General features: G+C 31.7%; 23 protein-coding genes and 2 tRNA genes. 17 read left to right on the top strand and 8 right to left on the bottom strand.

Annotation, left to right across the window (positions count from 1 at the left end; translation table 11 throughout):
• Window positions 1-150: 150 nt before the first annotated feature.
• Window positions 151-235 (bottom strand) — tRNA-Ser (locus tag HM985_RS14115).
• 799 nt (window positions 236-1,034) lie between these two features.
• Between HM985_RS14115 and HM985_RS14110 the strand changes: the two genes are divergently transcribed.
• The 3 genes from HM985_RS14110 to HM985_RS14100 all read left to right on the top strand — a co-directional run bounded on the left by HM985_RS14110 (window position 1,035) and on the right by HM985_RS14100 (window position 4,182).
• Window positions 1,035-1,370 carry an FUSC family protein gene (locus tag HM985_RS14110; protein ID WP_179376874.1) on the top strand — a complete coding sequence of 112 codons (336 nt, stop codon included), beginning with the start codon at window positions 1,035-1,037 and terminating at the stop codon, window positions 1,368-1,370.
• A gap of 68 nt (window positions 1,371-1,438) precedes the next feature.
• Window positions 1,439-2,470 carry a M28 family metallopeptidase gene (locus HM985_RS14105; RefSeq protein WP_179376873.1) on the top strand — a complete coding sequence of 344 codons (1,032 nt, stop codon included), beginning with the start codon at window positions 1,439-1,441 and terminating at the stop codon, window positions 2,468-2,470.
• Window positions 2,471-2,598: 128 nt separating this feature from the next.
• On the top strand, window positions 2,599-4,182 hold the full coding sequence (locus HM985_RS14100) for a M28 family peptidase (protein WP_179376872.1): 1,584 nt from the start codon (window positions 2,599-2,601) through the stop codon (window positions 4,180-4,182).
• A gap of 193 nt (window positions 4,183-4,375) precedes the next feature.
• On the opposite strand, the gene HM985_RS14095 is transcribed toward HM985_RS14100, so the two are convergent.
• Together HM985_RS14095 and bshB1 are read right to left on the bottom strand one after the other, a co-directional pair.
• A tRNA-His gene (locus HM985_RS14095) sits at window positions 4,376-4,451 on the bottom strand.
• A gap of 59 nt (window positions 4,452-4,510) precedes the next feature.
• The gene (bshB1, locus tag HM985_RS14090; protein ID WP_179376871.1) at window positions 4,511-5,233 is read right to left on the bottom strand and encodes a bacillithiol biosynthesis deacetylase BshB1; all 723 of its coding nucleotides are present in this window, start codon (window positions 5,231-5,233) and stop codon (window positions 4,511-4,513) included.
• A 466-nt stretch (window positions 5,234-5,699) separates the two neighbouring features.
• On the opposite strand from bshB1, the gene pckA reads away from it, so the two are divergent.
• Both pckA and HM985_RS14080 read left to right on the top strand, forming a co-directional pair.
• Window positions 5,700-7,310: a phosphoenolpyruvate carboxykinase (ATP) gene (gene pckA / locus HM985_RS14085; RefSeq protein ID WP_246285018.1), complete on the top strand. Its 1,611-nt coding sequence runs from the start codon at window positions 5,700-5,702 to the stop codon at window positions 7,308-7,310.
• Window positions 7,311-7,367: 57 nt separating this feature from the next.
• A complete protein-coding gene (locus HM985_RS14080) occupies window positions 7,368-8,051 on the top strand; it encodes a DUF2490 domain-containing protein (RefSeq protein WP_179376869.1) in 684 nt (227 codons plus the stop codon).
• Here HM985_RS14080 and HM985_RS14075 read toward each other — a convergent pair.
• The 4 genes from HM985_RS14075 to HM985_RS14060 all read right to left on the bottom strand — a co-directional run bounded on the left by HM985_RS14075 (window position 8,043) and on the right by HM985_RS14060 (window position 13,526).
• A complete protein-coding gene (locus tag HM985_RS14075) occupies window positions 8,043-9,194 on the bottom strand; it encodes a trans-sulfuration enzyme family protein (protein WP_179376868.1) in 1,152 nt (383 codons plus the stop codon). The genes HM985_RS14080 and HM985_RS14075 overlap by 9 nt on opposite strands.
• A gap of 131 nt (window positions 9,195-9,325) precedes the next feature.
• Complete coding sequence (ccsA, locus tag HM985_RS14070; RefSeq protein WP_179376867.1) at window positions 9,326-12,529, bottom strand: cytochrome c biogenesis protein CcsA; 3,204 nt, start codon at window positions 12,527-12,529, stop codon at window positions 9,326-9,328.
• Window positions 12,530-12,631: 102 nt separating this feature from the next.
• Window positions 12,632-13,081, bottom strand: coding sequence for a large conductance mechanosensitive channel protein MscL (gene mscL / locus HM985_RS14065; RefSeq protein ID WP_179376866.1), 450 nt, complete (start codon window positions 13,079-13,081; stop codon window positions 12,632-12,634).
• Window positions 13,082-13,130: 49 nt separating this feature from the next.
• Window positions 13,131-13,526, bottom strand: a complete 396-nt coding sequence (locus HM985_RS14060; protein WP_179376865.1) for a group III truncated hemoglobin — start codon at window positions 13,524-13,526, stop codon at window positions 13,131-13,133.
• A gap of 98 nt (window positions 13,527-13,624) precedes the next feature.
• Between HM985_RS14060 and HM985_RS14055 the strand changes: the two genes are divergently transcribed.
• The 11 genes from HM985_RS14055 to HM985_RS14005 all read left to right on the top strand — a co-directional run bounded on the left by HM985_RS14055 (window position 13,625) and on the right by HM985_RS14005 (window position 25,110).
• Window positions 13,625-14,413 (top strand): Rossmann-like and DUF2520 domain-containing protein, encoded by a 789-nt coding sequence (locus HM985_RS14055; protein WP_179376864.1) that lies wholly within the window; start codon window positions 13,625-13,627, stop codon window positions 14,411-14,413.
• Window positions 14,413-14,946 carry a KdsC family phosphatase gene (locus HM985_RS14050; protein WP_179376863.1) on the top strand — a complete coding sequence of 178 codons (534 nt, stop codon included), beginning with the start codon at window positions 14,413-14,415 and terminating at the stop codon, window positions 14,944-14,946. The genes HM985_RS14055 and HM985_RS14050 overlap by 1 nt, the downstream gene beginning before the upstream one ends.
• A gap of 40 nt (window positions 14,947-14,986) precedes the next feature.
• Window positions 14,987-15,301: a hypothetical protein gene (locus HM985_RS14045; RefSeq protein WP_179376862.1), complete on the top strand. Its 315-nt coding sequence runs from the start codon at window positions 14,987-14,989 to the stop codon at window positions 15,299-15,301.
• An 8-nt stretch (window positions 15,302-15,309) separates the two neighbouring features.
• The gene (locus tag HM985_RS14040; RefSeq protein ID WP_179376861.1) at window positions 15,310-16,236 is read left to right on the top strand and encodes a geranylgeranylglycerol-phosphate geranylgeranyltransferase; all 927 of its coding nucleotides are present in this window, start codon (window positions 15,310-15,312) and stop codon (window positions 16,234-16,236) included.
• A 1-nt stretch (window position 16,237) separates the two neighbouring features.
• Window positions 16,238-16,831, top strand: coding sequence for a Maf-like protein (locus HM985_RS14035; protein WP_179376860.1), 594 nt, complete (start codon window positions 16,238-16,240; stop codon window positions 16,829-16,831).
• A gap of 83 nt (window positions 16,832-16,914) precedes the next feature.
• Window positions 16,915-17,877: a septum formation inhibitor Maf gene (locus HM985_RS14030; protein WP_218843428.1), complete on the top strand. Its 963-nt coding sequence runs from the start codon at window positions 16,915-16,917 to the stop codon at window positions 17,875-17,877.
• Window positions 17,878-17,910: 33 nt separating this feature from the next.
• Window positions 17,911-18,444, top strand: a complete 534-nt coding sequence (locus tag HM985_RS14025; protein ID WP_179376859.1) for a mechanosensitive ion channel domain-containing protein — start codon at window positions 17,911-17,913, stop codon at window positions 18,442-18,444.
• 2 nt (window positions 18,445-18,446) lie between these two features.
• Complete coding sequence (corA, locus tag HM985_RS14020; protein WP_179376858.1) at window positions 18,447-19,526, top strand: magnesium/cobalt transporter CorA; 1,080 nt, start codon at window positions 18,447-18,449, stop codon at window positions 19,524-19,526.
• A 128-nt stretch (window positions 19,527-19,654) separates the two neighbouring features.
• Window positions 19,655-22,174, top strand: coding sequence for a PIG-L family deacetylase (locus HM985_RS14015; RefSeq protein WP_179376857.1), 2,520 nt, complete (start codon window positions 19,655-19,657; stop codon window positions 22,172-22,174).
• 154 nt (window positions 22,175-22,328) lie between these two features.
• Window positions 22,329-24,146 (top strand): sodium:solute symporter, encoded by a 1,818-nt coding sequence (locus HM985_RS14010; RefSeq protein ID WP_179376856.1) that lies wholly within the window; start codon window positions 22,329-22,331, stop codon window positions 24,144-24,146.
• Window positions 24,136-25,110 (top strand): Gfo/Idh/MocA family protein, encoded by a 975-nt coding sequence (locus HM985_RS14005; RefSeq protein ID WP_179376855.1) that lies wholly within the window; start codon window positions 24,136-24,138, stop codon window positions 25,108-25,110. Before HM985_RS14010 ends, HM985_RS14005 begins: the two co-directional genes overlap by 11 nt.
• Before the next feature lie 61 nt (window positions 25,111-25,171).
• On the opposite strand, the gene HM985_RS14000 is transcribed toward HM985_RS14005, so the two are convergent.
• Window positions 25,172-26,017 (bottom strand): DUF2911 domain-containing protein, encoded by an 846-nt coding sequence (locus HM985_RS14000; protein ID WP_179376854.1) that lies wholly within the window; start codon window positions 26,015-26,017, stop codon window positions 25,172-25,174.
• Window positions 26,018-26,191: 174 nt separating this feature from the next.
• On the opposite strand from HM985_RS14000, the gene HM985_RS13995 reads away from it, so the two are divergent.
• The gene (locus HM985_RS13995; protein WP_173588863.1) at window positions 26,192-26,524 is read left to right on the top strand and encodes an ArsR/SmtB family transcription factor; all 333 of its coding nucleotides are present in this window, start codon (window positions 26,192-26,194) and stop codon (window positions 26,522-26,524) included.
• Window positions 26,525-26,549: the final 25 nt, after the last annotated feature.

Below are 26,549 nucleotides of genomic sequence, written 5' to 3'. Positions count from 1 at the left end.
AATTATGCGCAATGATTTTTTTGAAGCAAAAGAATAAAACTTAACGCTATTACAATAAAAAAACATCGGATTTTCGGTAATAAAAAAACCCTCTAAACGTAATGTTTAAAGGGTTTTGACTTTTAAAGTGTCTAATGACAACTTTATCAGCGGAGAAAGAGGGATTCGAACCCCCGGAGGTATGACCCTCAACAGTTTTCAAGACTGCCGCATTCGACCGCTCTGCCATTTCTCCAGATGTCTCATCAGGTATTCCCTGAATGCGGGTGCAAATATACACTGCTTTTTGATGTTGACAAACTTTTTTTTAGATTTTTTTAAAAAAAATTTAATCAATGATTTTATGAGATAAAAAATATGGATTTTAAGAAAGTATATATTTATTGTTTTATTAAACATAAAATCTAGTTATAACATTAAAACCAGCAGCTTATGTAAATCCTTTTAATACTATAATCACTTAAATAGTTTTTATTCAAAAAAAAGATATGCTTTCAGTGAAAAAAATATTTTAATCCTTCTTATTATATTTCTGCTAATTTAAGAGATATTGCTGAAGTAAAAATGGGAACGAAAGAAGTATTAACTTCAAAAATGACTTTGGGTCGTTTAAAATGTACGACAAATACACATAAAAAAATTAAATGATTATTTTTAAGATCAAAGACATCTATGAAAGCTATACTAACCGAAACACTTCTCCTCATCATTTACACAAAAGGGCTATTAGTGAAGGTGGTTGTTATATCTGATTGACGCAAAAAAGAAGAACATGATGCAACTTAAAATGATAAGAATAAATTTGCTGTTTTAGCCGATAATAATAAAATTATACACAGAATATATTACTAAAGAAACTACAAAGACAAATATTGGTATAAATCTTGTTATAAATTAGCAATATCTTTAAAAAATAATAACTCCAGCTTACTTTTACTAACTGCAGACATTATTAAAGTACCCGTATCTGCTAGGCTTAAAACCCATTTCTCTAACAAAAAAATATAAACAACGGGTCTAAAAAATTAAAAATCATGAAAAAAACAGTTATCATTCTAGGTTTTATAAGCACAATAGTTGCCGTTGTATTCTCGGTTACACCATTATATAGTTTAGCAATTACACCTTTAATTATTGCTTTTATTTGTGGATTAGTTCTTGTCTTCCTCTCAAAAAAGGATAAATCAAAACCAAAAGCTATTCAATATATATTTATCCTTATTATTATGTCTTTAAGTTTAACTATATATAAAGGTGTTTTTGATACTTCTGAAGTTGGAAATACAGAACCATTAGAACTTAAAAATGAAAAGAATCAGAAAGATTCTAAAGAATTTCCTGAAAAAATTGAAGCTGATAAAGCTTTTTAAAGTTTCAGTTAAAATGTAAGAATAATATTCGTCTAATTGTATTATTTTTGAGAAAATCAATTAGTTAGATGAAAACGCTTATTGCATCTGTACTTATTCTTGTTGGCTCATGCGCCAATATAAGACATAGTCAAAAAATTGAAAATTTAGAAAATAGCATCGTTTTTAATAATGAAGTTATTGTTCAACAATATTTGAATACGATTCAGACTGACGATCTAAAAAATCATCTTGAAGAAATTTCTTCTGATAAATATAATGGCAGAAAAACTGGAGAAAAAGGTCACAATCAAGTTTGTAATTATATAAGAGAATATTATAAAACTCTAGAAATACAACCACCAAAATCTCATAAAAACTATTATCAAAAAGTACCAAAGAGTGCCCTGCCCAAAGGGCTTAATGATTCTCAAAATATTATAGCCCTTATTAAAGGGTCTGATTACCCTAATGAATACCTTTATATTACTGCTCATTCTGATCATGAAGGAGTGATTGATGGTGAAATTTATAATGGTGCTGATGATAATGCTTCAGGCACAGCTTCTGTTTTAGAAATAGCACAAGCCTTTCAGCTAGCTACTAAAAACGGCTATGGACCAAAAAGAACAATTGTGTTTCTTCATGTTACCGCAGAAGAAGTTGGTTTACACGGCTCAAACTATTATACAGAACATCCCATTTTTCCTTTAGAAAATGCCGTTGCAGATCTAAATATAGATATGATTGGGAGAGTCGATGATAGGCATACCGGTAATGAAAACTACCTATATCTTATTGGTGCAGACAAAATGAGCACAGAACTTCATTTTGTTGCTCAAAAAGCCAATTCAACATTTACCAATCTTAATTTGGACTACAAGTTTAATGAAGATAATGATCCTAATAGGTATTACTACCGCTCTGATCATTATAATTTTGCATTAAAAGGTGTACCTGTTATTTTCTTTTTTAACGGCATACATGCCGATTACCATAAACCAACAGATACGGCAGAAAAAATTAATTATGCTCTTTTAAAAAAACGAACAAAATTAATATTTGCTACAGCATGGTATTTAGCAAACTCACCTAATAAACTGAAGAAAGAAATTCTCTGATGTTAAAATTTGTTAAAAACTATCTCTCTTAAACTTCAGCCCTATTCTATTTTTGTAGATTTAAGTCTCACCTGATTTTGAGGTGAATAAAAACAGCCTATATCGGCATAAACAATTCTATTTATTAAATGAAAAAATTACTCCTTCTTAGTTGTGCATTTGTCATAGCTACAAGCTGCGGCACTACTTCAAAAAACAACGCTACCACTTCTCATTCTGAAACCACTAAGATTACAGACCCCACAATATACGCTTCTACAATTACTGCAGAAGAATTGAAAACTATGCTTTATAAATATGCCTCTGATGAGTTTGAAGGTAGAGATACCGGCGAAAAGGGACAAAAAATGGCTGTAGAATACTTGAAGCAAAAGTATATAACAATGGACATCCCTACTCCACTTGGAGATGATGATTATTTTCAAGAAGTTCCTTTAGAAAAACAAAAAGTTGCGGAAGCAAAAGTAGTCGTAAATGGAAAATCATTTGAAAGTTTTAAAAATCAAATTGTATTAGCAATTCCTAATGATGTAGATATAACCTTAAACAGTATTGTATATGTTGGCTATGGCATTGACGATGAAAATTATTCAGATTATAAAAACATAGATGTTAAAGGAAAGTTTATAATTGCTAAAGCTGGCGAACCAAAAGATGCTGATGGTAATTATATTACTTCGGGCAATACAGAGGAAACAAAATGGACCAATGGACGCCAATCCTTATCGAGCAAAAGAGAAGCTGCTAAAGCTAATGGTGCCATAGGACTTTTATATATGGACAACAATCTATTTCCTAGATATGCTGGTTTCTACCAAAGTCAATTCTCTGCTGGTACAGCTGGTCGTTTATCTTTAAAGAATAACGACAATGGTATTACAATGATGATGATTAATGAAACGTTAGCAAAAGCGCTAAACCCTACTATTTCTGAAGATACAACACCTAAAGAAATAGATACTACTATTAATTTAGAGATCAAAAACAAAACTGAGTCTATTATGTCCGAAAACGTTGTCGCATTCATTAAAGGTTCTGAAAAGCCAAATGAAATTATTGTAATATCTGCGCATTTAGATCATGAAGGTATTAAAAACGGAGAAATTTATAATGGAGCAGATGATGACGGTTCTGGTACAGTAGCTATACTTGAGATTGCACAAGCTTTTAAAACCGCTGAAAAAGCAGGTCATGGACCAAAACGTTCTATACTGTTTCTTCATGTTACAGGTGAAGAAAAAGGGCTTTTAGGATCTAGGTATTATGCTGATGTAGCCCCTGTATTTCCTCTCGAAAATACTGTAGCTAACCTCAACATTGACATGATAGGTCGTGTAGACCCAGAACGCACTGAAGGAACTAGGAATTACATTTATTTAATAGGTAGTGATAAATTAAGTACTGATTTACACCAAATTTCTGAAGAAGCCAATTCAAAGTATACTCAAATAGAACTAGATTATAAGTTTAATGATGATAATGATCCAAATCGTTTTTATTACAGATCTGATCATTATAATTTTGCAAAAAACAATATTCCTGTCATATTTTATTTTAATGGAACACATGCTGATTATCATAAACCATCAGATACACCAGACAAAATTGAATACGATTTATTAGAAACACGAACTAAATTAGTTTTCTATACGGCTTGGGAAGTCGCCAATAGAAATGATCGTGTTGTTGTTGATAAAAAAGTAAGTGAATAAAACTTTCTACAAAAAAATAAAAAGTCCTTTCAATTATACTGAAAGGACTTTTTATTTTTTAAGAACTGATAAAATTCCAAGAAGTTATAAGAGAGATAGCAAAATCAATACAAATCTCTTTTTGCTTAATTTGTTTGCCAAAAACTTAAACCCACAAAAAAAGCCTTTCATTACTGAAAGGCTTATTACTTCTGGGTGGAAGACCGGGTTCGAACCGGCGACTTTCGGTACCACAAACCGACGCTCTAACCAGCTGAGCTACAACCACCATTTTAAATTGGATTGCAAAGATAATTTATTTGTTAATATGTGCAAACACTTTTTGAATTTATTTTAAATCAAATAATGAACCTACAGCTACATAGCGTTCAACTGTATAACCTTCAGCATGTTCCACACCAATTAATCTTCCTAAATTTCTAGCTCTATAATCTATACTTTCTGTAAAGTTTTTGCTAGATATCGGAGTTTCAGGCTCTTTACTATTTGGGTCAAAAAATTGAGTTTTGTAAGCTAATACAGAATCTATCTTTTTATCTATAAATCCAGTAACATCAACTACAAAATCGGGTTCAATATCTTTCCATTGAATATAATGGTAAACCACCTTAGGTCTCCATGGCTCTTGCGCTTCACTTTCGTTCTTATAATAAGTTTCAATTTTTTTTAATCCACTTAAAAAACAAGCATCGCTTACTAGCTGACTTCCTTTAGGGTGATCAATGTGTCTATCATCAATAGCATTGCAAAGAATGATTTCAGGTCTGTAATAGCGAATCATTTTAATAAGTTCAAGTTGATGCTCCTTATCATTTTTAAAAAAACCATCGGCAAATCTCATATTTACTCTAGAATGTACACCTAATATTTTGGCTGCATTAAAAGCCTCTTCATCACGTGTCTCAGCTGTTCCTCTGGTTCCTAATTCTCCTCTAGTAAGATCTATAACACCTACCTTCTTACCATTTGCAACTTCTTTTGCTAAAGTTGCAGCACAGCTTAATTCTACATCATCAGGATGCGCTCCGATGGCTAATATGTCTAATTTCATATAAAAATTTAGTTTTCTAAGTATCAAAAATATTAAAAAGTAGGTAGATAATCCACTTCTTTTTATTTCGCAAACGATATCGACTGAATATATTTATGTTTATTCTAAAAAATAATGATCAAAATTGAAAAATTAGCAATACTCTCAAAGTATGACTTTCGTCATAAATATTACTTACTTATGCTACTACCTTTACACTATAATTAAAACAGAAAGTAAGCATGAGCTTAACGTAAGTCATTTTAATCATCATCAATTCTTTATTTATTTAAAGAAAATTTTATCCGATATTATTGCGATTCTTTGTAAGCTAAGTTCATTCATTTTAGGATTATATAAAAGAAAAAAGTTCCTTAATCCTACTCTTTTTGATAATACTAGTATTAAAGCCTGTATGATGGCTATTTAGAATCGAATGTAAAATTAAATCAATTAAATCATGGAAACTTTATTAAATAACTCAATTATGAAAACAAGAGATCTCTCGAAGTACGGATTAAAAGACACAAACGCTCATTGGAATCTTTCACCAGAAGAATTACAACGCATAACCATTGAAAAAGGTATGGGTAAGGAAACAGCTAACGGAACACTTGCTGTTAATACTGGAAAATACACAGGACGTTCTCCTCAAGATCGTTTTATTGTAAAAGATGACTATACTAAAGATCGTGTATGGTGGGGAAAAACAAATAAAGCTGTATCTCCTGAAAATTTTGAAATCTTACAAGCAGAAATAACAAAGTATTTAAGTGGTAAAGAAATTTACGTAAGAGACGCTTATGTTTGTGCTGATCCTGAATACAAAACAAACGTTAGAACTGTTACTGAATTACCTTGGTCTAACATGTTTACATATAATATGTTTTTAAGATCAGATGAATCTGAATTAGAAAACTTTGAAGAAGATTGGTTGGTACTTTGTGCACCAGGTTATGAAGCTCCAGACCCAAAAGCTGTTGGTTTACGTCAAGGCAACTTCTCTATACTTAATTTTTCTAAAAAAGTAGCACTAATAGGTGGTTCTGCTTACACAGGTGAAATTAAAAAAGGTATCTTCTCTTCTCTTAACTTTGTTCTACCTGTTGAGAAAAACGTTTTACCTATGCACTGTTCTGCTAACGTTGGTGAAGCTGGTGATACTGCCATATTCTTTGGATTATCTGGTACAGGAAAAACCACTTTATCTGCAGATCCAACTCGTAAATTAATTGGTGATGATGAGCATGGATGGACTGCTGACAATAATATTTTCAATTTTGAAGGTGGTTGTTACGCTAAAGTGATTGATTTATCTGAAGAAAAAGAACCAGATATTTTTAGAGCTGTTAAACCAGGCGCAATATTAGAAAACGTAGTTTTTAAAGATAACGGAGAGGTTGACTATATGGATAGTAGCATCACTCAAAATACACGGGTAAGTTATCCTATCTATAATATTGATAATATTCAAGTGCCTTCTTACGCAGGAAATCCTAAAAATATATTTTTCTTAACTGCAGATGCATTTGGTGTGTTACCCCCAGTATCTAAGTTAACACCAGGGCAAGCTGCATATCACTTTATTTCTGGTTATACAGCTAAAGTTGCAGGTACAGAAGCAGGTATTACAGAACCAGTACCATCATTCTCTGCTTGTTTTGGAGAACCATTTATGCCATTACACCCAACTGTATATGCTGAGATGTTAAGCAAAAAAATGCAAGATGCAGGCGTTAATGTTTGGCTGATAAATACAGGATGGAGCGCAGGACCTTACGGTGTAGGATCTCGTATAAAATTAAAATACACGAGAGCTATGATCACGGCAATCTTAGACGGAGAATTAGATAATGTTGAATTTGAACAACATCCAATATTTGGATTGTTCATGCCAAAAACTTGCCCTAACGTTCCTAATGAAATTTTAGATCCAATGAACACTTGGGATCAAAAAGGAGATTACATCAGTAAGTCAATTCAATTAGCACATTCTTTCCACTTAAACTTTGAAAAATTTGCTAGTGAAGCTTCTGAACAAATCATAGAAGGTGGTCCATTAATTGATGAACACCATCACTTAAACGATCACGTTTAATAGTTACCATGATTGAGAAGAGCCCTAATTAGGGCTCTTTTTTTTGTTTTAAATATTATGAAAAAAATCTTAACTATATTTTTAATCCTTCTTGTAAGCACCACATTAAAAGCTCAAAATACTACTGAAGATTATTTAGGATCTTGGTATACTTTAGGTTTAAGCCATCAGTTTACAGAACACTTTAGCTTAATGCCTTATGCTGAATTAAGGTTCTATGAACCTTCATCAAATTACAATCTTACGTTTTTAAGTTTAAATGCTAATTATCATATTAAAAATAGCCAAACCTTAACGCTTGCTGTCGCATATTTAGATATTGATAGTTATTTAGGAAACGACAACATCCCTAACACTATTGAGCATCGGATTATGGAACAATACTCAAAAAAACATAAGTTTGGTTCACTTAATATTCAGCATCGCCTTAGAGTAGAGCAACGCTTCTTAAAATACACTGATAGAAATGAATTACAACACCGATTTCGTTATCGTTTAAGCTTAAAATATCCTTTGAATAAAACCTTATTCTTAGGATTAACCGAAGAGCCTTTTGTTAATTTTCAAGATCAAGTATTTCATGAAAACCGATTTTATGTTGCTATCGGATTCAATCTATTAAAACATACACAACTTCAAATGGGTTATATGAAACATCATATTAGAAAAAATAATCTTAACAGAATTCAAGTGGGTATCAGCATTCAGACAGATTCTAGAAAACCTAAAAAACTACTTTAATGCAGTAATCGCTTGATTGATGTCTTGTTTTAAATCTTTAACTTCTTCTATTCCTACAGAAAAACGAATTAACTGATCACTAATACCAACAGCATCTCGTTCGTCTTGGGTTAATAAGGCATGTGAGGTTAAATGCGGTGAAATTACCGTACTTTCTACTCCTGCTAAACTCATAGATGATTTAATTAACTGTAATTGTTTTTGGAATTGATAAGCATCTAAATCTTCTAACAACTCAAAAGACAACATCGCACCATAACCACTCATTTGAGATTTAGCTAATTTGTGCTCTGGATGCGATTTTAATCCTGGATAATAAACTTTAGCTACTTTAGGGTGTTTCTCTAGCCATTTGGCTAATTTCACGGCATTATTTGTTTGGGCTTTAACACGTAAGCCTAAAGTTTTCATACTACGCTCTAACATCCAAACGGTCATATCACTTAAGTTTCCACCTAAATTTTTACCGACATTCCAAATGCGTTCTATATGTTCTTCTGTACTTGCCACAACTCCTGCTAGAATATCACTATGACCTCCTAAATACTTCGTTGCAGAATGCATTACCATATCTATACCCAAATCCATTGGGTTTTGATTTACAGGCGAAGCAAATGTATTATCTATAGAAGTTAAGACACCTCTAGCCTTTCCTAATTTAGCAATCGCTCTAATATCCGTAATAGTCATTAAAGGATTTGAAGGCGTTTCAATATGAATTAATTTGGTGTTTGGTTTTATAGCTTCGTCAAAATCTTCAACTTTATAACCATTGGTAAACGTGAATTCAATTCCATATTTAGGAAATTCTTCTTTTATAAAATTAACCGTTCCACCGTACAAAGTATTTTGAACCACTAAATGATCTCCTTGTTTTAAAAAAGCTAAAAACATGGTACTAATGGCAGCCATCCCAGAACCAAATATCAATGCAGATTCAGTATGCTCTAAAGCTGCTATTTTCTTTGCCAAATACGCTTGATTTGGTGTATTAAAATAACGCGGATAACGTTTTACCTCAACATCTAAAAACTCATAGGAAGAACTTAGATACATAGGAGATACTGCCCCTTTAAATTGTTCATCTTTTACTTCACCTACATGTGTACAAATGGTATTTAAACCTAATTTCTTCTTTGACATTGCTTTTATTTTTAGATCCTAAAATTAATAAAAATGAAAGTAAGTGATGTTAATATAAAACCAAAATTGGTTGACAAACATAAGCGTTCATCAACCAATTTATTCTATTATACAATATATGAAGTTTCTCTTTACTTCTTATAGTGCTTTTTATACTGTACATATGATAAAGTTCCTAATATAGCAATGACACCTAAAGTAATCGCAATAAACTGGAAACTTAAAATTTGATCCCCACTAGCATAAGAATGTAATCCTGATAAGTAGAAATTTACGCCAAAGTAAGTCATAAGAATACTCCCAAAGGCAATAATTGACATTAAGTTATAAATCCAACGGCTTCTTAGTCCTGGCACCAAACGCATGTGGATTACAAAAGCATAAATCATAATACTAATAAGTGCCCAAGTTTCTTTTGGATCCCATCCCCAATAACGTCCCCAACTTTCATTAGCCCACATACCACCAAGGAAGTTTCCGATACTAAGCATTACTAAACCAACGGTTAAAGCCATTTCATTAATAATGGTTAATTCTTTTATGTTGATTAGCATACGTTCCTTATTCTCTTTAGTTGTAAAAATCATAAGAAATAATGACACTACACCTAAGATCATTCCGATAGCAAAAGGACCATAACTTGCTACAATTACAGAAACGTGAATCATTAACCAATAGCCTTGTAATACTGGTTGAAGATTTGCAATTGCTGGATCCATCCAGTTCCAGTGTGCTACCATTAAAATCATAGAACATACAAATGCTGATGCTGCAATGGTTAAACTACTCTTTTTAAAACCTAACAACAACCCAAATAACATTACAGACCAAGCTACATAAATCATAGACTCATAAGCATCACTCCAAGGTGCGTGACCTGACAAGTACCAACGTAATATTAAACCACCCAAGTGCATTACAAATAATGCTATAATTACCCCTATAAATGCTTTAATGGCAATACTTAACCATTTACTTTTATATTTAAAAATCTGAATAATAATAAGAATAAACAATACCGTACTAGCATACATATACCAGCTAAATAATCGCTTAAAAATATCGTAATCGTTATATAGAATTTCAGCATCTATCTTATCATCCGATAACATTACCTCACTACCGTAGCGTTGTTGTGTTTTTTTAATTCCGTTAAGTAATTCTTCTGCTTTAGAATAATCTCCTGTTTGTTTCGCGTTATTGAGCGTTACTAAATAAGCGCTAAAACCATTGTTTATAAAGTTACCATATAAAGTATCTGTTATTTTTTCTCTATATTCTTGTTCTCTAAACTCTAAAGAAGAAATCCATTTGTTATTTTCATCACCAGGAACAGGAAATATTTTAATTGTACGACCTTCTATAGCATTGTATAGTAAATTAACTCTAGAATCAGCTTCTTTTACTTCCTTCTGAAATCCGTTTGGCTCAGTTGTTTTATATGCTTCTTCTAAATAAGGTGCTAGTTTATAACGTCCTTCTGGTGTGAAGAAGTCTACAAGTTTAGAATAATCATCATCGTAATCAACTCCTATTATAGTTCTAATAGAATCTGCTTTACGTGGTTTTAAATAAATGATTGGTACATTATACCAAAGCATCGGACTTTCTTGAATAGATAAAAAGACTTGATCGGCATCAAAATCTTCGTAAACATCACTTTTACTCAACTTCCTTAACATTTCTGAAGCATAAGTATGCATTGGCATCATACGACCACTATAGTCTTGAACTACCATTTTAGAAAACTTAGCGGTATGTTCTTTAGGTGTAATGTGAACTCTTAATATAGAATCTATTTGTTCTTTTCCTGGTTGATTTCCATGATTATGACCATCATCTTCTGAATGTTCTTGTGCAAAACCAGATAAACTGATTAAAAGCAAAATCATAGTCATCATCTTAGCTTTCTTCTGCTTTATTTTACCAAGTCTTGTTCTAATTTCATCAAAGCGTGTGTGCTTAGCAAAAAGAATCGCTAACAATCCAAAATACAATAACATATAGCCTACATAAGTGATATTTGTTCCCCAAAAATCATGGTTTACAGAGAGCACTGTCCCTTTTTCATCGGGATGAAAACTTGCTTGAAAAAAGCGATAGCCTTTATGGTCTAATACGTGATTCATATATACTCGATAATCAAAATCACCATCTTCTTTATCTAAAACAGTTATTTTACTTTCGTAAGATGAATAGGCTTTTTCTGTACCAGGATATTTTTCGGCAATGAAGTCGTTTAATTTAATTTCAAAAGGTAATTTTAATGCTTTAGGGCCATATTTTAATGCTATTTCTAATCCACCAACTTCAATTTCTTCAAATTCGCTATTTGCACCAGGTCCTCCTAATAAATCTACTTTTTTTGTTTCACCATTTGCTGTAATATTTAAAACAAGCCCATCATTATCATTATTTGTTTTAAGTAATTCTGGTTTTTCTATAACTCCAAAGTCACCTTTTGCAATAGGTTTTGGCATTACAATTTGCATGTTACCTATTACGTACCTAGATCTTAAAATTAAAGGTTGTAAACTATCTTTTACTAATTTACCGGTTGCCCTTGTAGCCATAGTCATATAATCACCTTCGTAAGGAGATTGAATAAATAAACCTTTTTCAGTTTCTGATATATTTATAGCACCTTCTTGAAACTTGTTTAAAGAGATTAAAGTATTATGTAGATTGGTAACTTTACCATCTTCTAAAAAATGATTGTGTGGCCCGTTTTCGGTACCTTCAACTATTTTTAAATAACGGTTTCCTGTTTCATTAGGAATAATATCTTTTTCTGCACTTTCAATAAATTCTTTTAATTCAATATGAACATCAACACCTCCATAATCAAAAGTTTCGCTGAAAGTATTATTTAAGCGTGGTGAAAAGTCTACAGCTTCTTCTATACGGCGTTGTTGTAACTGACCATTCACTTTAAAATCGCCTAGAATGCGACCTGATATATATGTTTTTTGTGAGAAAAACTCACTTTGTGTTTCTCCTTCTCTTATTGGCATCATACCCTCAAACCCAACATAACGTGTTATAAAAGCTCCAAGCAGTATAAAAACAAAAGATAAATGCAAAATTAACGTTGCCCATTTCTCTTTTTTATATAAACGGTATCTAAATATATTACCCGCAAAATTAATCACAAAAAACACCATTATAGCTTCAAACCACCACGCATTATAAATTAATGTTCTGGTGTATGGTGTTGGAGAAGTATCCATGTTTCTATCTAAAATAGTACCCACTGCCATGGCAACGGCAAAGGCAATAAATAAGAAAGCAGTAAGTTTTGTGGAGAATAGTAAATTAGCGATTTTCTTTTGCATAACAATAGGCTTTTTTAAGCTCGCGCAAAGATATGGTTTTTTAACGATTTACATAGTGAGTTTAACGCTTGTAAAGATGTTAAAGTTCTAGTAAAAAAAGGTTCATTTTGTGGTATTAGCTTTTAACATTTTATTTTGCTCTACCATTAACTCCTTTAAATCGGTTAACAGCTGAATATCTTTGGGAGTCACTACCGTCTTATCCTTAGCATCATGAGATTTAGTTCTAAGACGATTCATAAACTTTACTATTATAAAAACGGTAAAGCCAATAATTAAAAAGTCTAAAAATACTTCAGACAATTTTCCGTAAGCTACAGCAACTTCACTTGTTGTAATAGCACCTGTAGTATCTAAAACGGCATCTCTTAAAACTAACTTCTTTTCTCCAATATTAACCCCGTCTGTTAATAAAGACAAAGGGGGTAAAATAACTTGTTTAGCTAATACATCTATCACTTTGTTAAATGCCGCACCAATGATGATACCAATTGCCATATCCATCATATTTCCTTTTACAGCAAATTCTTTAAATTCTTTTAACAATCCCATAATTATCTTTTTTTAATAGCTTATAGGTGCAAATTTAGAAAGATGTCTATTATAATTCTGATTTTCTCGCCGCAAAAATATTCATGTACATAAAGGTGCCCATTTTACGAGCTCTTCGTTTGGCATTCTCTGCATAATCTCCTTCGTGTAATTCGTCTATAGTTTGAAACCAAAGATTTAACCAAATACCAAAATGTAATTCTGTTATGGTGTGATTAAAAGCTGCATCTACCTTAGTGTGGGCTTCTAAAGGATTCCCTGAAAATTTGGTTTTTAAGAATAAACTAGATTCCCAAAACGTAGTTAAATGCTGTAAATGGGCATCCCAATTCTTTATCGTATCATTAAAAAAAGGACCTAATTTCTCGTCTTTTCTTACTTTTTCATAAAATTTAGAAACGAGTTGAAATATATCTTCTCTTGTTTTTATATCTAGTTTTTCCATAAATTTTATTTTATTGTAACAATTAATTCAGATAAAGCTATCACTAAAATAGTGCTTTATTATGTTACTAAAATAAGAAATCTTATTACTTTTACAGCATGATATCAGTTGTATTACTTGGTGCTGGCAATGTTGCCACACATCTATATAAAGCATTTTCTAATGCTGAAAATATTTCGATTATACAATGGTATAATCGAACACGATCCTCAATTTCTTCTTATGCTAATGAGGTCGCTATAACAGATTCTTTAGAAGAATTAAAAGAAGCTGATATTTATATTATTGCCGTTAGCGATGACAGTATTGCAGAGTTTTCTACAACATTACCATTTAAAGATCGGTTTGTAGTGCATACCTCAGGAAGCGTTGCTATGCATGATATTGATAAAAAAAATGAGATTGGTGTTTTTTATCCGCTTCAGACGTTTTCTAAAAATGCAGATATAAACTTTGCAGAAGTTCCTATTTGTATTGAGGTATATGAAAAAGAAAACCTTCAATTATTAAAAGATTTAGCCAAAGCAGTAAATTGTAAACCTCATAAAATTACAACAGAGCAACGCCAAACGCTTCATTTAGCTGCTGTATTTGTAAATAACTTTACTAATCAAATGTATAGAATTGGGCACGAAATCTGTGAGACTAAAAATATTGAATTTAACATCTTACATCCTTTAATTGAAGAAACAGCAAAAAAAATTCAAGAAATGTCACCTTTTATGGCACAAACAGGCCCAGCAAAACGGAACGACAAAAAAACGATAAAAAGACAGTTGAAACTCATAGAAAAAGAAGAACACGAATCGATTTATAAATTACTGACATCTTCTATAAAAAGAACCCACGGATTTAATTCTACACCAACAAAAAAAGTTAATAAATAATGAACGACGACAAAAGTTATAAAGAATACTTAGCAGACATAACTACTTTTATTTTTGATGTAGATGGTGTTTTAACGGACGGTACTATAACGGTGACAACTGATGGTGAAATGCTAAGAACCATGAATATTAAAGATGGCTTTGCACTAAAAACTGCTATTGATAACGGTTTTAATCTTTGTATAATTTCTGGAGGCTCTAATGAAGGTGTTAGAAAACGTTTAGCAGGTTTAGGTATAAAAGATATTTTTTTAGGAGCACACAACAAAATAGAACAACTTGAGACCTATTTAGATCAGAAAAATATTTCAAAGTCTCAAGTATTATATATGGGAGATGATATTCCTGATTACCCTGTTATGACTCTAGTAGGCATGCCATGCTGTCCACAAGATGCTGTTGCAGAAATTAAGGCTATTTCAAAATATATTTCTCATAAAAATGGTGGTAAAGGTGCTGTTAGAGATGTTATTGAGCAAGTGCTTAAAGTTCAAAACAAATGGAATAAAAACTTTAGCGCTAAATACGATTAATAATAAATTAGCAATTGGGGTTTAAAATAACACAATAAACATGTCAGCTAAAGGCAGAAGACATAGCACAGGATTTGGGTATATTGGTTTTGGTAATAGTCAAGCGACCTTTAACCAAAGATCGTCTGCACCTTATTCTAGATACAAAGAAAAATTAGATCTTGAAGCTCACTTAAACTATCAAATGCATTTTTTGCATAAAGACCTAACTAAAGAAGACAAACAAAAAATTAAAGCTAAAATTAAACAAGAAGAACGCAAGATCTTAAAAAAAACGGCTATTATTGGTAGCGCAGTTTTTACTATTATTGCAATAAGTGCTTATTATTTAGTTACTATAATTTTATCTCACTAAAACTTCAAATGACTCATATACTTAAATTAATTCGTTGGAAAAACCTATTAATGATTGCTTTGATGCAATACTTAATTAAATACGCTCTTTTAATTCCTTTTAAAGAAAGTCATGGTGTATCAACAACATTAAGCGATTTCAACTTTCTTATTCTCGTTTTTGCTACGTTGTGTATCGCTGCTGGTGGTTATATTATTAATGATATTTATGATGTGGAAACAGATAAAATTAATAAGCCAAACCAACTTATTATTAACAAACATATTACAGAGAAAAACGCTTCAACATTATTCATTATTCTTAATATAATCGGAGTTGGATTAGGGTTCTACTTAGCTAATGGTATTGGTAAGCCTACTTTTTTTACTGCTTTTTTTATTGCATCAGCACTACTTTATATTTATTCTACTTCATTAAAACAGATTGCTATAGTTGGTAATATTGTTGTATCCTTAGTAGTTGCATTAAGTATTTTGTTGGTTGGAATTTATGAAATAATCCCTGCAATAAACATAAACAACAAAGCAGTGCAAATGACATTTTTAAATATTATAAAAGACTACGCTATTTTTGCTTTTATGATTAATCTTATAAGAGAATTAATAAAAGATATTGAAGATATAGATGGAGATTATAAAGCAGGCATACAAACACTTCCTATTTTAATTGGTAGAGATCGGGCTAATAAATTGATAATAATATTGTCTCTGATTCCTATTTTTTCTATTACTTATTATGTGATTACCTATTTATTTAAACAGCAAATTGTTGTTGGTTATTTTTTAATTCTTGTAATTGCACCACTAATTTACGTTACTATAAAACTATTTAATGCTAAACAAAAAGCGCAATACAAGCATATAAGCTTAGTTCTTAAAATTGTAATGCTTACAGGTATGCTTTCGTTATTACTGTATAATTTTATATTGAAATAAGATGTTAAACGATAAACTTAAAGATTTCAATATTATTCTGGCTTCTGGTTCGCCACGTCGTCATGCATTTTTAAAAGAAATGAATCTCGATTTTGAAATACAACTTAAACCTATTAAAGAAATTTTCCCTAAGCATTTAAAATGTGAAGAGATAACTGATTATTTAGCGAAACTAAAAGCTGAACCTTTCCTCGAAAACATTCAAAATAAAGACATTCTTATTACAAGCGATACCATTGTTTGGTTAGATAATAAAGCACTTGGCAAACCTAAAGATGAAACTGATGCTTTTAATATGATTAAATCCTTAAGCAATAAAACGCATCAAGTTGTCACTTCTATTTGTTTCACTTTAAAGACAACTCAGCAAATTGTTAATACCACTACAAAAGTGACATTTAAAGCTTTAACTGATGAAGAAATTTGGTACTATGTTAAGACTTACAAACCTTTAGATAAGGCTGGTGCTTATGGCATACAAGAGTGGATTGGAGCCATTGGAATTACAAGTATTGAAGGCTCTTATAATAATGTGGTTGGCTTACCCACTCATTTACTATACAAAACGTTAAATACCATTGCTAAAGGTATTTAGAATACTATCTTTATCATAGGATTACATTTCACTATTCAGAACACTAACTTCATGAATATCTGATTCTAAAATAACCGCTTATTATGATAAAGATTTTACACTCCAAAACACTTGTCGTTCTGCTAATAGGAATAATGACAACTTTTACTGCTTGCAACGAATACAAATCGAATACCAGCACTTCAAATACAACTGAAGCTCCTGTGGTTTCAGCAGAAAAAATTAAAACAAAACCTCTAGCACCAAAAACCAAATTATCTAAAGATTTTAAAGAATATTGGTACAATGGAGAAGCAGAAATAACATCTTTCAAATTAGAGCAAGCGCGCTATGGAGAAATCCGAGAAGGAGAAGCCGTTTTAGTATTTGTAACTGAAGATTTTTTACCCGACATTCAAGTTAAAGCGGATAATTATAGTAAAGAAAACACTCCTGTTTTAAAAGTAAATGCAACCAAAAATTTTATTACCGGTATTTACCCTTATTCTATAATGCAGAGTACTTTTTACCCTGTAGCAGACAACCAACATGCGATAAAAATCACGACTTCTGTTCAAGAATGGTGCGGTCAAACGTATACGCAATTAAATAACCGCGATAATTTTGAAATATTAACGCATTCTTATTTTCAGAACCAAGCTGACAAATCATTTGAAATTGAAAAAGCACTTACAGAAAATGAATTATGGGCTAAGCTAAGAATCAATCCTAAAAATCTTCCTGTAGGACAGATAGATATTATTCCGGCAATGGAATTCATCAGATTAAATAACGTAGACTTTAAGCCTCATAAGGCACTTGCTACTCTAAAGGACGATAGTTATACATTATCTTATGACAATTTAAGCAGAACTCTAAAAATTAATTTCAGTCCTAATTTTCCATTTGAAATTTTAGGATGGGAAGAAACGACAACTTCAGGTCGTGGCGACTCAGTTAAGACTTTAACAACCAAAGCAACAAAATTAGAAACTATAAAATCTGATTACTGGAACAAGAAAAGTACGTCTGACTCAAATTTAAGAGATGACTTAAAACTAAAATAATACAAATCATATTAAATACAAAGCTTCTTTTTTATGACTACAATTTTGTCGAATTATCAAGATGAAATAATTTCTACAACAATTTTATTAATTGTACTTTTTATAATTAGAGCCATCATTGTAATTACTGTAAAAAGAATCGGAAGGAAAAGTGGTACTACTGAAGCCCGCGCTGGTTTAATAGGTCGTTATGCAACGGTAACACTCGTTCTGATAGCAATATTAATTGAGGCTTTTATTCTTGGTGCGCAAACTAGAGATGTTACTCTTGTTTTTTCTTCAGTTTTTGCTGTCATTGGTATTGCTCTTTTTGCTATTTGGTCTATATTAAGTAATATTACTTCAGGCGTTATTATGTTTTTTTCGTTTCCATATAAGGTCGGTGATAAAATAAAAATTCACGATAAAGATTATCCTGTAGAAGCTATTATTGAAGACATTAGAGCTTTTCAACTTATTCTTAGAGATGATAATGGTAACTTAGTAACTTACCCTAACAACCTAATTCTTCAAAAAGCCGTAACTTTATTGCAAAAGGATGCTCTAGACGATTCTAGTATTTTATAAAGATGAGGAAAAAGACTGTTAAAAAACGTACACAAAACCATAAAAAGCATACTGGAAAAGCCCCTGGAACTTTAGTTTATACCGGTGTAAAAACAGATAAACTACTTCAAATAGAATCTTTCGACTATACAAAAGACACATTAAACGAACGTGTATTAACCAATATTGAAGAAGCCAAGTCCTTTAAAAATAATGATTCAGTAACCTGGATTAATATTGATGGTTTAAATGCTATTACTGAAATTGAGAACATCGGTAAACAATACGAATTACATCCACTTGTTTTAGAAGATATTGTAAACACAACTCAACGCCCTAAAATTGATGAATACGATGATTATCTATTCATTGTCCTTAAAATGCTTTATTATGATACTGATGAAAACATTGTTATTGAACAAGTCAGTTTTGTATTAGGTGAAAATTGCGTCTTGTCTTTTCAAGAATCTGAAGGTGATGTATTTGATAATGTAAGAGATCGTTTACGTCTTGGAAATGGAAGAATTAGAAGCTTAAAATCTGACTATTTACTCTATGCTTTAATAGATGCCGTTGTAGATAATTACTTTAGTATTATTGAGACTTTAGGTAATAAAATAGAAGATTTAGAAACTGATTTATTTGCAGGGAATTCTAGGGAAAACATAAATATTGAAGTACAACAATTAAAACGAGAAATCTTAAAAGTGCGTCGTGCTATTTTTCCACTTCGTGAAATTATAAATCGTGTAGAAAAAGGCGAGCACACATTAATTTACCCAAAGACAATTACCTACTATAGAGATATTTATGACCACCTTATTCAAGTCTCAGAAAACATTGACATCTATCGTGAAATGATCTGGAGTTTAATGGATATGTATATGACCACCATTAGTAATAAGATGAATGAAGTCATGAAAGTGCTGACTATTATGTCATCTATTTTCATCCCTTTAACTTTTCTTGCGGGTATCTACGGAATGAATTTTGAGTACATTCCTGAGCTACAATATCGCAATGGTTATTTTGTACTTTTAGCAGTCATGTTAGTGATCTTTATTGCACTGCTAATTTACTTTAAAAGAAAGAAGTGGTTATAGGTAAAATACTTATTGAATACTTAGAATATAAGGATTTCTTAAAATTAACGCAACGTTAAAAAAATCTAAAACAAAGTCTAAAAGTATCAAACTTGGCTATATTTGGAATCCAACTAACTAATAGCCTCATGTTCCAAATTAGACTCTGTCTACTGCTTTTTATAAGTACAATTGTATCCTTACAAGCGCAACAACCCAAAAAACTTAAGTCCTCAGAAATTTACGAAGCCGTTCAAAAACTGAATGTTTTAGGCTCTGTACTTTATATTGCCGCACATCCCGATGATGAGAATACACGTCTTATTTCTTACATGTCTAATGAAGTTAAGGCACGTACAGCGTATTTATCATTAACACGAGGAGATGGAGGTCAAAATCTTATTGGTCCAGAAATTAGAGAACTTTTAGGAGTAATAAGAACTCAAGAATTATTAGCCGCTAGACGTGTTGATGGAGGCGAACAACGCTTTACTAGAGCTAATGATTTTGGGTATTCAAAACATCCCGATGAAACCTTAGAAATTTGGAATAAAGATGAAGTTTTAGCAGATGTTGTTTGGGCTATTAGAGAGTTTAAACCCGATGTTATTATCAATCGTTTCGATCACAGAACACCAGGTACAACACATGGTCATCATACTACTTCTGCCATGTTAAGCGTAGAAGCTTTTGATTTGGCTAATGATCCTTCTAAATACAAATCACAGTTAACGGATACAGAAATTTGGCAACCAAAGCGTTTGTTTTACAACACCTCTTGGTGGCGTTATGGAAGTCAAGAAAAATTTGATAAACTAGATAAAAGTAACATGCTTAATTTTGATGTTGGGGTTTATTACCCTAGCAAAGGCATGTCTAACAATGAGGTCGCAGCTTTAGCGAGCAGTCAACACCTTTGCCAAGGTTTTGGTCGTTTAACACAGCGCGGTACACAAGAAGAATATATAGAATTTTTAAAAGGAGATGACTTAAACGGAAGTGAAAATATTTTTGAAGGTATCGATACATCATGGAATCGTGTTGAAGGCGGACAAGCCATTGAAACGTTATTAAAATCTGTTGAAACTAATTTCAATTTTAAAAATCCAGCATCACATTTACCACAGTTATTAGAAGCTTACAAGCTGGTTCAAAATTTAAAAGACGAACATTGGAAAACGGTTAAATCTAAAGAATTAAAAGAAATCATAGAAGCTTGTGCAGGTTTATATTTAGAAGTTTCAGCTATAAGTCCAAATGCAGCACCAAACTCTGAGGTAACTTTAGACATGGAAGTTATAAACCGAAGTACTTCAAAAATCGAATTGCTATCTTATCATTTATCAACATTACAAAACGGGACTTCTAAAAAAATAACTCTAAAAAATAATCAAAAATTAAATTTTGAAGAACGTATCACTATTCCTCAAAATAGTGATTATACAACGCCTTATTGGTTAAACAAAGAGGCTTCATTAGGAATGTACCACGTTGAAGATCAAAAATTAATAGGTTTACCAGAAACACCAAGAGCTATTTTTGTAGATTTCAACTTATTAATTGAAGGTACACCTATCAGTTTTAAAAAGCCTGTTGTTTATCGCTATTCTAAACCAGATAAGGGCGAATTATACCGACCGTTCGAAATCATACCAATCGTATCTGCAAGTATTAGTGATAAGGTATTTATTTTTGAAAATGATCAACAAAAAGAAATTGAAGTTACTGTAAAAGCTGGTAAAAATAATCTTAGTGGTTACGTACAAATGGCTTACCCTAAAGGCTGGAGTATTTTTCCTGAAAAGCAAAAGATTGAAATTGCAAACAAAGGAGATATCCAAAAAGTTGTTTTCACCGTTATTCCACCTAAAAATCAGAGTGAAGGTTTAATCTCACCAATGGTTAATATTGATGGGCAATTTTATACCGATGAATTAATAGAGATCGATTATGCACATATACCTTTTCAAACGGTATTAATACCTAGCGAAAGTAAAGTGGTAAGACTAAATATTGAAAAACGCGGTAATAATATTGGTTATATTGAAGGTGCAGGAGATGTTGTACCAGAAAGTTTAAGACAAATCGGTTACAACGTTACCATTATTAAGCCCGAACAAATATCACCAGAAAACCTTGCTAATTTTGATGCTATTGTTGTTGGTATTAGAGCGTATAATATTGTTGAAGATTTAAAATTCAAACAAAAATTCTTATTAGAATATGTTAAAGAAGGTGGAAATTTAGTGGTGCAATACAATACAAGCAGAGGTATTAAAATTGATAATTTAGCACCTTATAATTTAAAATTATCTAGAGATCGTGTTACTGACGAAAACGCAGAAGTTAAAATTTTAGAACCAAATCATCCTATTCTTAATTATCCAAACAAAATAACATCTCAAGATTTTGAAGGTTGGGTACAAGAACGTGGTTTATATTTTCCAAATGAATGGTCTAAAGAATTTACCCCCCTACTCGCTGCACATGATAAAGGTGAAAAATCTAAAAAAGGATCACTATTAGTCGCAAAATATGGCAAAGGAAACTATATCTATACAGGTTTAAGTTTCTTTAGAGAATTTCCTGCAGGAGTTTCTGGTGCTTACCGCCTTTTTGCTAACTTACTTTCTGCTGAAAAAGAAGACACTATCAGTCTTAAAAAATAAAACAAAACTAAAACCGCTTAAACAGAACTGAATGGATAACCAAAGCCGACCTGAGCCTAAACAAAAATGGAGCCATATGTACACAGCTGTACTATTAGCTAATGTACTTTATATTATAATATTCTACTTTATAACAGCTTCATTCTCTTAATTTATGACACAGACTTTAGATTGGATTGATTGGACGGTTTTAATAGCGACACTTGCTACTATTGTTGGTTATGGAACATGGAAAACAAGAGGACGAAAAAATGCTCAAGATTATATAAAAGGTGGTAATACCTCACAATGGTGGACTATCGGTTTATCCGTGATGGCAACCCAAGCGAGTGCAATTACATTTCTATCTACAACAGGGCAGGCGTTTTCTGATGGAATGGGATTTGTACAATTTTATTTTGGACTGCCTATTGCCATGGTAATTATTTGTTTGGTTTTTATCCCGCTTTATCATCGTCTTAAAGTTTACACTGCTTACGAGTTTTTAGAAAATCGTTTCGATTTAAAAACTCGAAGTCTTACAGCGATTCTATTTTTAATTCAACGTGGATTAGCTGCTGGAATTACCATTTTTGCACCTGCAATTATTCTTTCTGTTGTTTTAGGATGGAATATTGTAACGCTTAATATTATTATTGGTGTGTTAGTAATTATTTATACCGTTTCTGGTGGAACTAAAGCCGTTACTGTCACTCAAAAACAGCAAATGTTTGTCATTTTTGGTGGTATGATTGCGGCCTTATTTATCATTGTAAATTTAATTCCTGAAGAAGTTTCATTTAAAGATGCTATTGATATTGCTGGCGCTTCTGGTAAAATGGAAATCTTAGATTTTTCATTCGATTTAGAGAATAGATATACCGTTTGGACAGGTTTAATTGGTGGTACATTTTTAATGCTTTCTTATTTCGGAACTGACCAAAGTCAAGTACAGCGCTATCTTTCGGGTAAATCAATGAAAGAAATGCAAATGGGTTTACTTTTTAACGGCTTGTTTAAGGTGCCAATGCAGTTTTTTATCTTATTAGTTGGTGTTATGGTATTTGTCTTTTATCAATTTAGTCCTTCACCTTTAAACTTTATAGACAAATCTACAGAAACCGTTTTGGCTTCCCAATACGGTGATGACTACAGAGCACTTCAAGATAAACAAACCATTTTATTTAATAAAAAACAGGAATTAAGTTTAGCCCTATCCAAGACAAAAGATTCAAGTATTAAAAAAGACTTATTTCAGTTAGATAGTATTGAAAAAACATACCGTTTAGAGTCTAAGTTTTTAATAAAAAAAGCAATAGACCCAGAATATACTTCGGCATATAATTCTCTTAATTCTGAAGTTAAAGCTTTAGAAAAGAATCCTGAAAGTGAAGTTTACCTAGCAAAATCAGCAGCTCTAACTTCGCTTTATAAAGATGCTGCAAAGGATACGCAGACCAATGATAGAGATTATATGTTTATTCGCTTTATATTAAATCAATTGCCTACGGGATTAATTGGTTTGTTATTAGCTGTTATTTTATCGGCAGCGATGTCTTCTACGGCCTCAGAAATTAATGCTTTAGCAACCATTACCTCTATTGATTTGTATGGTAGAAATACAAAAGAAGAAAAGGACGATGACCATATGGTAAAAATGACCAAGTGGTTTACTTTAGGTTGGGGAATCGTAGCCATTATTATTGCATGTTTTGCTGATTTGGCTGAAAACTTAATTCAGCTTGTAAATATTATAGGTTCTATATTCTATGGTAATGTTTTAGGTATCTTTTTACTGGCTTTCTTCTTTAAATACATTAAAGGAAATGCTGTATTTGTTGGTGCATTAATAACTCAAGCTATCGTTGTTATTGGTTGGTATTTTGATTGGATGCCTTATCTGTGGCTCAATTTATTTGGTTGTGTTGTTGTTATTTTTATCGCTAACCTATTACAAATCATGACACCTAAAAAAACGACTATTGAAATCTAAAATCATTAATTGGGGTATAATAGGTGCAGGTAAAATTGCAACTAAATTTGCTATGGACTTAAATACAGTTTCTAATTGTAATTTTTATGCCATTGCTTCACGAAATATAGAAAAGGCTGAAGCTTTTAAAGAAAATTTTAACGCAAATATTGCTTATGGTAGTTATGAGGATTTAGTTTTAGATCCTAATATTGATGCTATTTATATTGCCACACCACACAGTTTTCATAAGGAGCATACCATATTGTGCTTAAATCAGCAAAAACCTGTGTTATGCGAAAAGCCATTCGCAATAAATTTAGAAGAAGTTGAAGCCATGATTCAGCTTTCAAAACAAAAAAAGACTTTATTAATGGAAGCCATGTGGACACTTTTTCTTCCACATTATCAATATGTTTTAGAGTTAATTAAAAGTAAACATTTTGGAAATCTTACTACGCTTGAAGCTGATTTTGGTTTTCATCCTACATATAACGAAACCTCAAGAGTTTTCGATAAATCTGTAGGAGGCGGCAGTTTATTAGATATCGGCATTTATCCTGTTTTTGCGGCTTTATCAACTTTAGGAAAACCTGATTCTATTGAAGCAGAAGCACAATTTTTCGATTCAGGAGCAGATTCAGAATGTGAGGTTGTATTCAATTATTCAGATGCAAAAGCGAATTTAAAAAGTACATTATTAGCGCAAACAAATACCGAAGCTTTATTTCACTGTGAACGCGGAACGATTAAAATTAATGGTCGTTTTCATCAACCTTCAACTGTTGTATTAACAGACAAAGAAGGGAATTCGGTAACAAAAACTTTTGATTGTAAAACAATTGGGTACAGCTGTGAAATAGAGCATTTTAATCAACTTATTAGAACTGGTAAGACTGAAAGTGACATTATGACTTTTGATAAAAGTAAACAGCTAATTAGCACTTTAGATACTATTCGACAGCTAATTGGTTTAGATTATTAAATACAAAAAGCGCAACTTAATAAGTTGCGCTTCTATTATATATTCTGAAATCTAAAAATAATTACTTAGCTCCCCATTCTTTTAAAGAATCTTTATTCATTTTTACGTAATCCGCATTTCCTGCAGCTTCCGATTTAGCTAAAGATTTTTTTGCTGCAGCAATAGCATTCTTTTTATCCCCTAAAGCAGCATATAATAAAGATTGTTTTCTTAATTGATAAAATTTAGGATCTTTAGTCATAGACATTGCTTTATCCATCCATTCTTTTGCTTTTTCCAAATCTTTTCCTTCACCTAAATTATAGACAGCAGCTGCATAATAATCACCAGCAGATGGTCCTGCCATTACTTTATCAATAGCCGCGGTAACTGTTTTGTCTGTTGGTACTTCAAACTTTAAGTTGGCCATTGTGCTTTCCCAAATAAAACCTAATTCAGCCGAACCGCTAGTTAAATTATCAAAAGTAATCGTAAAAGTCTCAACATTCATCGGCAACTCCATAGTCTCTATAGTCACTTTTGCTGCAATTTTAGACGCCTCAATCGTTTTTGGTATTCCCCAATTATTAGTATCGCTGTAAAAAACAACATCCCAAGATGTTTTAGAAGGTGTAATAAAAATGGCGTAAGCACCTGCTTTTAATTCTTGACCTCCAACAACTACAGCATCACTAAATGTAATCGTTGTATTCTTATTTGCTCCAACTCTCCAAACTTTACCGTAAGGTACTAAATCGCCAAAAATGGTTCTTCCATTCATGCTTGGACGCGAATATTCTAACGTAACGTCTGTTAAACCTACCTTCTGCTCTATTTTAGTAAAAGGACTCGGTTGTGGAGTTTCAATTTGTGCATTTACTGAAAACATCAAAGTTAAAGCAAATGTAAAAAGTACTAATTTCTTCATTTTTAATTGTGTTATAGTTGTTTTATGAATCGTAAAATTACAACTTCATAAAAATGTATATGTTAAGGATTCCTTAAAATCAATTAACAATTATTTAATACAAGTTTTTAATCATTAATAATTGTAATCTCACTCATTAATCGTAATATTGCAATATAATAATATATTAAAATTATGGGAGTTACTAAATCCGAAATTTTTTCACCAGATCAAAATGAAATTTCTAGCATTGCTAAAGTCTTTGGTCATCCAGCAAGAATTGCAATTCTTCAATATTTATTTAAAACAGATTCTTGTATCTGCGGAGATCTTGTTAATGAAATTGGTCTAGCACAACCCACAATTTCTCAACATTTAAAGGAATTAAAAAAAACAGGCCTTATTAAAGGAAATATTGAAGGCACAAGTGTTTGTTATTGTATAAATAAAGAAAATTGGACTAAAATGAAAAGCATATTACATGTTTTTCTGGATCAAGATTTAAACGATAATGGCAATTGTTGCTAAATAATAATTAAAAAAGTAAATATAA

Origin of the sequence: Winogradskyella wichelsiae, from assembly GCF_013403925.1 — a bacterium.
Taxonomy (GTDB): Bacteria; Bacteroidota; Bacteroidia; order Flavobacteriales; family Flavobacteriaceae; genus Winogradskyella; species Winogradskyella wichelsiae.
Note: the sequence above shows the minus strand (reverse complement) of the source record. Positions and strands in the feature narration are given on the sequence as shown.

Coding starts and splice junctions, on each gene's coding strand:
- HM985_RS14000 (WP_179376854.1), bottom strand. CDS start 26,017: ATGAAGAAATTAGTACTTTTTACATTTGCTTTAACTTTGATGTTTTCA.
- HM985_RS14110 (WP_179376874.1), top strand. CDS start 1,035: ATGAAAAAAACAGTTATCATTCTAGGTTTTATAAGCACAATAGTTGCC.
- HM985_RS14050 (WP_179376863.1), top strand. CDS start 14,413: ATGAACGACGACAAAAGTTATAAAGAATACTTAGCAGACATAACTACT.
- HM985_RS14030 (WP_218843428.1), top strand. CDS start 16,915: ATGATAAAGATTTTACACTCCAAAACACTTGTCGTTCTGCTAATAGGA.
- ccsA (WP_179376867.1), bottom strand. CDS start 12,529: ATGCAAAAGAAAATCGCTAATTTACTATTCTCCACAAAACTTACTGCT.
- HM985_RS14100 (WP_179376872.1), top strand. CDS start 2,599: ATGAAAAAATTACTCCTTCTTAGTTGTGCATTTGTCATAGCTACAAGC.
- HM985_RS14015 (WP_179376857.1), top strand. CDS start 19,655: ATGTTCCAAATTAGACTCTGTCTACTGCTTTTTATAAGTACAATTGTA.
- HM985_RS14105 (WP_179376873.1), top strand. CDS start 1,439: ATGAAAACGCTTATTGCATCTGTACTTATTCTTGTTGGCTCATGCGCC.
- HM985_RS13995 (WP_173588863.1), top strand. CDS start 26,192: ATGGGAGTTACTAAATCCGAAATTTTTTCACCAGATCAAAATGAAATT.
- pckA (WP_246285018.1), top strand. CDS start 5,700: ATGAAAACAAGAGATCTCTCGAAGTACGGATTAAAAGACACAAACGCT.
- HM985_RS14060 (WP_179376865.1), bottom strand. CDS start 13,526: ATGGAAAAACTAGATATAAAAACAAGAGAAGATATATTTCAACTCGTT.
- mscL (WP_179376866.1), bottom strand. CDS start 13,081: ATGGGATTGTTAAAAGAATTTAAAGAATTTGCTGTAAAAGGAAATATG.
- HM985_RS14055 (WP_179376864.1), top strand. CDS start 13,625: ATGATATCAGTTGTATTACTTGGTGCTGGCAATGTTGCCACACATCTA.
- bshB1 (WP_179376871.1), bottom strand. CDS start 5,233: ATGAAATTAGACATATTAGCCATCGGAGCGCATCCTGATGATGTAGAA.
- HM985_RS14075 (WP_179376868.1), bottom strand. CDS start 9,194: ATGTCAAAGAAGAAATTAGGTTTAAATACCATTTGTACACATGTAGGT.
- corA (WP_179376858.1), top strand. CDS start 18,447: ATGAGGAAAAAGACTGTTAAAAAACGTACACAAAACCATAAAAAGCAT.
- HM985_RS14010 (WP_179376856.1), top strand. CDS start 22,329: ATGACACAGACTTTAGATTGGATTGATTGGACGGTTTTAATAGCGACA.
- HM985_RS14040 (WP_179376861.1), top strand. CDS start 15,310: ATGACTCATATACTTAAATTAATTCGTTGGAAAAACCTATTAATGATT.
- HM985_RS14035 (WP_179376860.1), top strand. CDS start 16,238: ATGTTAAACGATAAACTTAAAGATTTCAATATTATTCTGGCTTCTGGT.
- HM985_RS14080 (WP_179376869.1), top strand. CDS start 7,368: ATGAAAAAAATCTTAACTATATTTTTAATCCTTCTTGTAAGCACCACA.
- HM985_RS14045 (WP_179376862.1), top strand. CDS start 14,987: ATGTCAGCTAAAGGCAGAAGACATAGCACAGGATTTGGGTATATTGGT.
- HM985_RS14025 (WP_179376859.1), top strand. CDS start 17,911: ATGACTACAATTTTGTCGAATTATCAAGATGAAATAATTTCTACAACA.